At 48.3% G+C, this 8,801-nt stretch carries 7 protein-coding genes; 5 read left to right on the top strand and 2 right to left on the bottom strand.

The window, feature by feature from the left end; translation table 11 throughout:
• Positions 1–84: 84 nt before the first annotated feature.
• Together SGI97_02995 and SGI97_02990 are read left to right on the top strand one after the other, a co-directional pair.
• Positions 85–621 carry a hypothetical protein gene (locus SGI97_02995; GenBank protein MDZ4722861.1) on the top strand — a complete coding sequence of 179 codons (537 nt, stop codon included), beginning with the start codon at positions 85–87 and terminating at the stop codon, positions 619–621.
• 94 nt (positions 622–715) lie between these two features.
• A complete protein-coding gene (locus SGI97_02990) occupies positions 716–1,066 on the top strand; it encodes a hypothetical protein (GenBank protein MDZ4722860.1) in 351 nt (116 codons plus the stop codon).
• A 120-nt stretch (positions 1,067–1,186) separates the two neighbouring features.
• Here SGI97_02990 and SGI97_02985 read toward each other — a convergent pair whose 3' ends face one another.
• Positions 1,187–3,004: a S41 family peptidase gene (locus SGI97_02985; GenBank protein MDZ4722859.1), complete on the bottom strand. Its 1,818-nt coding sequence runs from the start codon at positions 3,002–3,004 to the stop codon at positions 1,187–1,189.
• 346 nt (positions 3,005–3,350) lie between these two features.
• On the opposite strand from SGI97_02985, the gene SGI97_02980 reads away from it, so the two are divergent.
• From SGI97_02980 to SGI97_02970, 3 genes are all read left to right on the top strand, one after another.
• A complete protein-coding gene (locus tag SGI97_02980; protein ID MDZ4722858.1) occupies positions 3,351–4,139 on the top strand; it encodes a S26 family signal peptidase in 789 nt (262 codons plus the stop codon).
• A 13-nt stretch (positions 4,140–4,152) separates the two neighbouring features.
• Positions 4,153–4,662 (top strand): methylated-DNA--[protein]-cysteine S-methyltransferase, encoded by a 510-nt coding sequence (locus tag SGI97_02975; protein MDZ4722857.1) that lies wholly within the window; start codon positions 4,153–4,155, stop codon positions 4,660–4,662.
• Positions 4,663–4,725: 63 nt separating this feature from the next.
• Positions 4,726–5,829 carry an aminopeptidase gene (locus SGI97_02970; protein ID MDZ4722856.1) on the top strand — a complete coding sequence of 368 codons (1,104 nt, stop codon included), beginning with the start codon at positions 4,726–4,728 and terminating at the stop codon, positions 5,827–5,829.
• A gap of 369 nt (positions 5,830–6,198) precedes the next feature.
• Here SGI97_02970 and SGI97_02965 read toward each other — a convergent pair whose 3' ends face one another.
• Positions 6,199–8,601 carry a S8 family serine peptidase gene (locus SGI97_02965; protein ID MDZ4722855.1) on the bottom strand — a complete coding sequence of 801 codons (2,403 nt, stop codon included), beginning with the start codon at positions 8,599–8,601 and terminating at the stop codon, positions 6,199–6,201.
• Positions 8,602–8,801 lie beyond the last annotated feature (200 nt).

Here is an 8,801-nt window from a genome sequence, read left to right as displayed (position 1 = left end):
TCGGCGCTCAAGTACCGGACGCCGAACCAGGCCGAAGTAACCTATAACTTAGGCCATGAGACACTCTTCAAATCTGCTTGACTAATGGGGAGCAGTACAATATGTCTATCGACAATTATAGCTGCATGCATTAATCGAGGCCCAGCTGAACACTTAGATCATGTAGCTGCGATAATCGACAGTGTTCAATCAATCGAGTTATCTCTTGGTGGGTTAGAGTACGTACGTGCTACTGATGACTTTGAAACCGATGAGGGAGTAGAGCTAGTAGGATACTTCGATGGAAACGCATTAAGAAAAATTACTGCAGACGGCTATGGAGCAATTACTCATGGGAAGGAGGAGTATTATTACATCGATTCTAAGTTGATTTTTGTGAATGTAGTAAGTGAAACATATGCAAGGCCATATTATGAAGATTCTCTAGGACCAATTATCATCAATACGGATATAGAAGAAAACTATTTATATAAAGACACTTTGATACACCGAATTGCAAATAGAGATACAATGTCTATGACCGATAGCTCTCGTGCTGACAAGACTGCCTTACTTATGAAACGGTCAAAAGAATGTACACAACTGCTCAGGACAGCAAAAGATACGATTGACACCGATTGAACTGCGTAAACGATAAATAAGCACTGTATTTGTAGCTTACCACTACCTCTATGATGCCGGAGCTCTCATTGCCGTCTATGATAAACGGGATAGCGTGATTGACCTCTTTGTCAACGGTCCCGCTGGGAAAGTGGCCACATATAACCAGAACAAGGATACATACCTGTACTTCCACATGAACGACCATATCGGAACCACCCGTGTGGTCGTGAAGGGCGTTCTGCCGATGAAGGGGAGTAGCGTGCATGTCATGGAAACCAATCGATACGAGGCCTTCGGAGCGATATTTGAAGGCATCGGAAGCTATCCAACTGCCTGGCAGTTTACCGGTAAAGAGCATGACCAGCATGGGTATTTTGACTATCACAACTTCGGAGCCAGACTCTATGATGCGCGACTGTCCGCCGCGGCGGGACCGCCGCACGAAGAAATAGGGTTTAGTTGATGCACGGGGCTCCCGAGTCCGCCTAGGCTGGAACGTACACCAACACTGGCTGATCAATCGGTGCCAATAAAAAAAGGCGCCTTTGTTAAGGCGCCTTTTCATTTCATACGTCAGCGAAGACTACGAGTCGGCTTTCTTCTGGCCTTCCTTCATCAATCGCGAATATTCACTTGGGGTACTAATTATTCTCAGAGCTTCCTTGACCGCTTTATCCTGCGTCAGGATGATATTCTCATAGACACCGCGTTCTCCAGCTATCGAAGAAACAATCTCGCGTTTGATGGCGCGCTTGATGTAGTCCTCAGATTTATTAAAATCCGCTACTTTTTCATCGTCAATCAGTGTCGCAAGTGAATGAAGAGCGGGTTCAAAGAGGCTGTCTTTTTTTTCTGCGCCAATTGTCTTCCTCATATCTTCCAGCGCGATTTCCATTGCTGATTTGTAGGTGAAGTCTTTTTCTTTGAGGAAAGCCTTGAATTCATTGACCACATCAGGAGTCACATCAAAGTTAGGCTTTACATCAGGATGCCCGGAGACATATTTGATCGCGAAATCAAAGAACATCGATTTGCGCTCAAGATTAATCTCGATAGTTTTCCATGTCTCGCGGTCGACGCCGATATCAGGGACGATTCCGCCGCCGCCAAAGACCACCCGTCCGCCATTGGTATAGAAAACTTCGCGATCTGCGGTCTTCAGTGTATCCGAGCCTGGCTCCAATTCCTCTTCCTCAGGGGCTGAAGCTTGAGTAGCGGTCGATCCCGGCTTCTTCTGTCGATCCGAGCGCTGGATACAGCGTCCTGACGGGACATAGTATTTGCCGGTAGTCAGTTTGAGGGCAACTGAGCCATCGTTGGAGATAGGGAATATCTGCTGAACGAGACCCTTGCCGTAGGTAGTATTTCCGACGATAAGTCCGCGATCCCAATCCTGGACTGCGCCTGCGACGATTTCGGAGGCTGAAGCTGTTCCCTCGTCAACAAGCACAACCATTGGCTTGTCTGGAAAGAGCGGCGGCCGTTCCGAGCGATAATGTCTCTCGGAGGTTTCGTCTTTTCCACGGGTATAGACGATCTCGCGTCCTTCCTGCAAGAAAAGCTCGGCCGTTTCTTTTGCCTGATCCAATAGTCCGCCGCCGTTGGAGCGGAGATCGAGTACAAGCGAAGTGACATTCTTTTCGTTAAGGCTGCTTATAGCATCACGAAGCTCGTGGCTGGTTTCTTCGGCAAATCGCGAAAGTCTGATATATCCAACCGTGGTCCCGGGAATGACGCCGGAGTAGTTGACTGATTTTAATTCAATAACGGCGCGTTCGACATCGAAATCAATCGGTTCCGGGATTCCGGATCTTTTAATGGTAAGCTTGACCGATGTGCCGGCTTCGCCCCGCATCATGCCCGAAGCGTCTGCAGATTTCATCCCTTCAGTTGTCTTGTCATTGATCTTGGTGATTATATCGCCGGCGCGAAGTCCTTTACGGTAAGCGGGTGTGCCTTCCATTGGCGTGATAATGACAATCTGATTGTCGCGCGAATCGATCTGCATACCCAGACCGGAATATTTGCCATGGGTGCTTTCCATCAGGGCATCGTAAGAAGATTTCTCCATGAGCACAGAGAAGCGGTCAAGATCGGTCAGCATTCCGCTGATACCGGCCTGGACCATTTTCTCGAGATCGACATCTTCCATATAATTGTTGCGGATATAAAACGCCGCATTGTTGAGTTTGCGGATATTCTTAAACATCGTATCACGATCCTGAGTCGGCTCAGCTTCGGTCGGTGTTTTAGATTCATTCAAATTGATATGCATGGTGTCGGCCCACAGTGCCGGTTCAGGACGATCGGAAGTCTGGCTCGCATCACCAGGCCCAGCATACCAAATAAGACCCAGCGCGAATAATGTGACCCCGAACAGTTGAACAGCGTATCGTAACATGGACATTAACCTCCGGTGACGGGCATATTGTTTAGCATAATCTATTCCACTTGGCAATTTTGTCAAGGGGCGAGCAACGCCGGTTTGACTTCGTATCTCTTGTCATCCTATACAGTTACAATTGATGCTTTGTTTCCGTAAATCGTAAGATTGATGGAAATACTTCGGTAAAGCTCTATCCGATATAGCATTAAGTTTTCCTCTAAATCCTTGGATGCAACATTTTTTTAGTCCGAACGTCTTAATATCTATGTCGTTTACTCTAAAGCTCTTTAATTCTATCGGTTTAGTACTTCCGAGACGCTATAAAGGACTCGTCGAATGTATGTTTTTTGGACAGTAAGTCATGGCCGCTAACCAATCACTAAGTCAGATTCTCCTATCGGTTCTTCTCAATCTTCTTTTTCCGGGGATTGGTCATGCGTTATGGCGGGAATACTCGTTTGGAGTTTTCGTGTGGCTCATTACGCTTATAACTGCGGCGCTCTTTTATTTTTCATTTTTTGTCCAATTATCTTTTGTCGCCAATAGCGCGCTCTTTATTCTGCCGCTTATCTTTTATTTTCTCACATTTTTCGATCTGGTTCGCGCTGTCAACTCCAAACACTATTCGCACAGCCCGCCAATAAGAAAGATGCTCGTCTTTTTTGCTATTGCTCTGACGTATCAATTTCTGTCTCCTGCGACCCCGGCGTATTTTCTTCTTCGTAATTCGCCGACATGGTTCGTTGTGAAAAACAATCAACTCAGCCCAGTCTACAAGCAGGGGGACTATCTATCGACAAGCCGGCTTGCGTATTCGGCTAATTTGTTTTTCATGGACAATAAAGTAATAGTGACGGTTCCAAATCCGGGCGATTTTGTTTCATTCACAGACAACCCAGGAGAACGCACTACTGGGATAGTAATAGCCGGGCCCGATGAACAAGTGGTGATTCAGAACGGGCAGCTAATAGTCGACGATATCCCTTACACGCATTTCCTGCCCGAAGGTTTTACTTTACCAGAGGAGTGGCCGTTGACTTTTGTCGAACGCTCTTCTATTTTGATAGGGACATTTAATCTCGGGAAGTTGAGTGACCTTCATCAGGTCCCTCTTGAGCAAGTCGAAGGAAAAGTGGAACGGTTGTTCTGATGGATGTACAAATATGACCTCATCGAAAATTGTCTATATACATTCGTTTAGTTCAGACCTTGGACGCATCCACACGGCCTATACCGATGCGGGAGTGGCGATCATCACCCTTCCGAGCGACTCGGCAGGCGCTTTCGAAGACCGACTTGAGAAATACTTTGGTGAGTATGAAATAATTCAAGGCGGAAAGTTAAATCAAGAAGTTGAGAAACAACTCAGATTGTATTTCAACGGGAAACTCAAAAAATTTAACTTAAGGCTCGATATAAAAGCCAGTCCGTTCCAAACCAAGGTCCTTCGCACTGTCGCAAAAGTCCCTTACGGCAAAACAGAATCGTACGGCCAAATAGCGGCGCGAGTAGGCAGTCCTCTGGCATCGCGGGCTGTCGGCACTGCCAACGCCTGCAATAATCTTCCAATTGTCATCCCCTGCCATCGCGTTGTCGCCTCGAATGGTCTTGGCGGATACGGTGGTGGTATTGAAATGAAGAAAACCTTGCTCCGTTTAGAAGGCGCACTCTGAGATGGTGAAAAACTATAATCCTACATGTGACCGCCGAACTTTCAACACAAGGAAATTGCCCCAATGACTGATCCCCGCGTAACAAAACTTGCGAAACTGCTTATCAACTATTCCCTAAAACTAAAAAAGGGACATCTGATAAAAATCCAAGGCGAAGTTGTTTCGTTGCCGCTCATTAAAGCGGCTTATGAGGAAGCTGTGAAAGTTGGCGCATATCCATATGTCCAGGTCAACATACCCGACCTTGAAGAGAAGATGCTCAAATATGGCAGTGATGACCAGCTTGAGTTTCTTTCGCCAGTTGCAAGGTTTGAAGCCGACAAAGTCGACGCCCTGCTTGTGATATGGGGGAGCGAAAATACCAGCTATCTTACCGGAACTGATCCCAAACGACAGGCGCTCAAACAAAAAGGGAGAGGGCCGATTCTGAAATCTATTTTCAAACGAGTCGCCGACAAATCGCTCAACTGGGTCGGCACACAATTCCCCACCTTGGCTGACGCCCAGGACGCGGAGATGTCTCTGAGTGATTACGAAGATTTTGTCTACGGAGCGGGACATATTACATCGGCTGATCCGGTCAAACATTGGCTGAGAATGGAAAAAGAACAGATGCGGCTCGCAAAGATTCTCGACACGCTTGACCAAATCCATGTTCTGACCAATGAGACCGACCTCAGGCTCCGTGTGAAGGGACGCAAATGGATAAGTTGTCATGGAACAGAGAATTTCCCCGACGGAGAGATTTTCACCTGCCCCATAGAGGACTCGGTCGAGGGACATATTCGTTTTTCGTTTCCGGCAGTTTATGGCGGGCGCGAAGTACAAAACGTGCGGCTTAACTTGAAAAAGGGAAGAGTAGTTTCTGAGACCGCCGGGAAAAATCAGGACTACCTGACGGCAATGCTCGATATGGATCGGGGAGCACGCTCCGTTGGTGAGTTTGCCATTGGCACCAATTATGAGATAAAGCAATTTTCACGAAATATCCTCTTTGATGAAAAAATCGGCGGAACATGCCACATGGCGGTAGGGGCTTCAATCCCGGAAGCTGGCGGAAAAAACCACAGCGCACTCCATTGGGATATGGTCTGTGATTTAAAGCAGGGCGGGGAGATAACTGCCGACAGAAAAATCATCTATCGCAATGGGAAGTTTACGATCTAAGTATTGGAGTGAACAGAGACCAATACATGTGTCGTTACGAGGAGCGGCTTCGGTGACGGACCACCCTCAGCGGTCAGGCGTGGCATTCCATTTCGTCTTCTCTTCATCTTGTAGCGTGGGTCATTCTTATGCCCCGCGAGTCTTGGTTTCTGCGTAAAAGAGAAGTCCACCCTAATGGCTCACAAGTCGCCTCGGTGGACTGTACCATCCAACACAATGTCATTCCAGTGCCTGTCCGCCGAGGCGCCCCGCACGAAGACTTGTGATTGGCGTACGTCCTCGTGAGCCAACTCTCTTATGAAGAACCTCAGTCCGCCAGCGGATTATGATTCCGGCATCACAAATCCAGTAAGAGTATTGAGCGATTTCCTACGGATTCACCGGAGGCGGTCCTCCAATAAAGAGAAAGTTTATCATATATGTTAAATCTGAAATATCAATGATGAAATCAGCATCAAGATCGCCTGATTGAACTGTCGGGAGCGGCGCAAGACTTATGAAGAGAAAGTCAATTAGTCTAGTTAAATCAGATATATCGATAAGGCCGTCATTGCTATAATCACAATCTCCGCGCAGAATCCCTTTTGTCGCGGCCCATCCGCCAATCGCCAGCAGAGGGTAGCTGGTAACGTCGGTCACAATCTCAGGAGTAAAGGAGCCAATTGTCACAGACTGCACGGGACTTGAAAGTCCCCCCAGCGCGAACTTCCCTGTCGTACAATAGAGCCTAAGCACCTCGCCGTTTCCAACTGCAAGATTTGGCGCGCCGCCGCCGTTATTGGCTGTCAATTGATATGTGTAGCGATGATTGAGTGGATCGGAAGTCATAACGGTTAGAGCTTCGAAATAATTTGTTCTGCTTCCGAGTCGCACTGAATCCAGTGTCACCGGAACCTGACTTTGACCGACTTCAAACGGAATGATGATACTATTGAGTGCCTGTGAGTTATTCAAGCGAACCGGTATGACAATCTTTTGACCGGCAAAGACCGAATCTTTGGCGAAAGACAATGTGTCACCAAGGGCCACAATGTAACTTGCCCGTTCGATGGTAAGTGGTCCGGCGCTCGTCTGTACAGTCATCGAAATCGTATACGAGCCGGGATTTTGAAAAATGTACGTCGGGTTTTGAGCAGAGGAACTGTCTCCATTGCCAAAAGACCAGAGCCACGAGGTCGGGCTGAGCGTCGAGCTTGCTGTAAAATTTACTGTAAGCGGCGCGTTTCCTATTAAATCATCGGCAGCCCACTGGGCTCCCCAGGTAGACGCGGCCAGAGTGTTTATTATTCCTGAGCCATAGGTATTATCAGGAGTTGCTGCTTTCGATGCCGTTTCCATCATTGATTGACGAATCAAGGCAGGCGTGAAGGTCGGGTGGGCTTGGATAAGCAGACATGCAGCGCCCGCAACCAGTGGACAGGAAAGGGAGGTTCCGCTCGGTGAGGCGTAGCTGGTTGTGCTTGTTGCCGATGCGGCATAGGTTGAGACCCCGCGGGCGCAGACCTCGGGTTTGATGCGGCCATCAAACGTCGGTCCGCGCGATGAAAAACTCGCAATGACTCCAGATGAATTGACAGCGCCCACCGAAATCATGTCGAAGGCATCAGCAGGAGCAGAAAGGGTGCCTGCGGCTGGTCCGCTATTTCCCATGGAATTACACAAGACAATCCCCATGCCCGACGCCAGATTCGCCGCTTGGGTAATAATCGCGGTCAGTCCGTTCATATCTGCATAGGTATAGGAAGCCTGCGGGGCATCGAAATCAAAATAGCCCAGCGAGGAAGTTATGACATCGACTCCGACAGAATCTGCAAACTCAAGCGCGGCGACCCAGTCGTCTTCTTCGGTATGGGTTTCAGACCGAACATCTTCGGTTTTACAGAGGATGAAATTTGCCTTGTAGGCCGGGCCGTAGATCGAGCCGTCTCTTTGACCGCCTGAAGTCGACCAGGTATATGTTCCATGGTCCCATGCGCTTGCGACATCGGCCCCTTCGTTTGAGGTATTGCCATCATTGAATACAAAATCGTACTCGGCTAACAGACGGCCCTCGGAAAGGGCCAATGCGAACGCCTGATGGCTTTTCCGGAAACCAGTATCGAATACGCCCAATGTCACACCGGTACCATCAATTCCCTCGGCATGCAATTGCGGGACATTGATCTGATTTAACTGTGCAAGTGAGTTGCCGTAGTTAAGCGCATTGGGCGAAGCAGATGCAGGCGGCTGGGTGTCGCTTCGGTCGCTCTCAGACGGAAGTTGGTCTTTTTTGTAAATATGGACAGGAGTGACTTTGGCAACATAGGGAAGAGCCGCGACCTGTTCAAGTTGGGACATGGGGATATCAAATGACGCCGCATTTAGCCAACGGGATATTCTCCGCAATTCGCCTGAAAACTGTTCAATCCCTCCAATGTAGTTGGTGGAGACCGGAAGATCGGCAAAGACAACTTTGTCCAATCCAACTTTTGCGCGGCGTTTTAATGAACGCGGCTCTATGGTTACAGCTGTCGATGCAGCTTCAAAACCGCGACGGCTATCAATCTCTTTGTCGGTAAAGAAAATCCAGACTCTGGCCGTTGCGCTGTTGCGGCTTGCCAGAAACGATTTTGTGCGGGCGTCAAGCGACTCGGCTTGTTTTGGTGTCGCGACAGCCTGTGATTTCAGTGCATCCGGAAGGGCATCTGCCGAGACATTGCCGATCGGACCTGTGGTTACTGAGAGAAGAAGTGTAGCAATAGAAACAAGTTGCCGAACTCGGACAGGCGTCATAGAAAATCCTTTCAAACGGAATCACCTTATAGAAGGCATAACAACTGAAATGCCAACTCTGTGCAGATGATACAATTTATGCCGATCATTGATTTTGTCAATGCTTAACTCATGACCAAGAAATATGGGAGTGTGCCCATAGTTTTGATTTTGAAGTTGCGTCGGGGTTGACTTGAACGCAGCAACCATAGGCCAAAACC

The organism is Candidatus Zixiibacteriota bacterium, from assembly GCA_034439475.1.
Taxonomy (GTDB): Bacteria; Zixibacteria; MSB-5A5; order GN15; family FEB-12; genus JAWXAN01.
The sequence above is the reverse complement of the archived record's forward strand: the minus strand, read 5'-3'. Positions and strand labels throughout refer to the sequence as shown.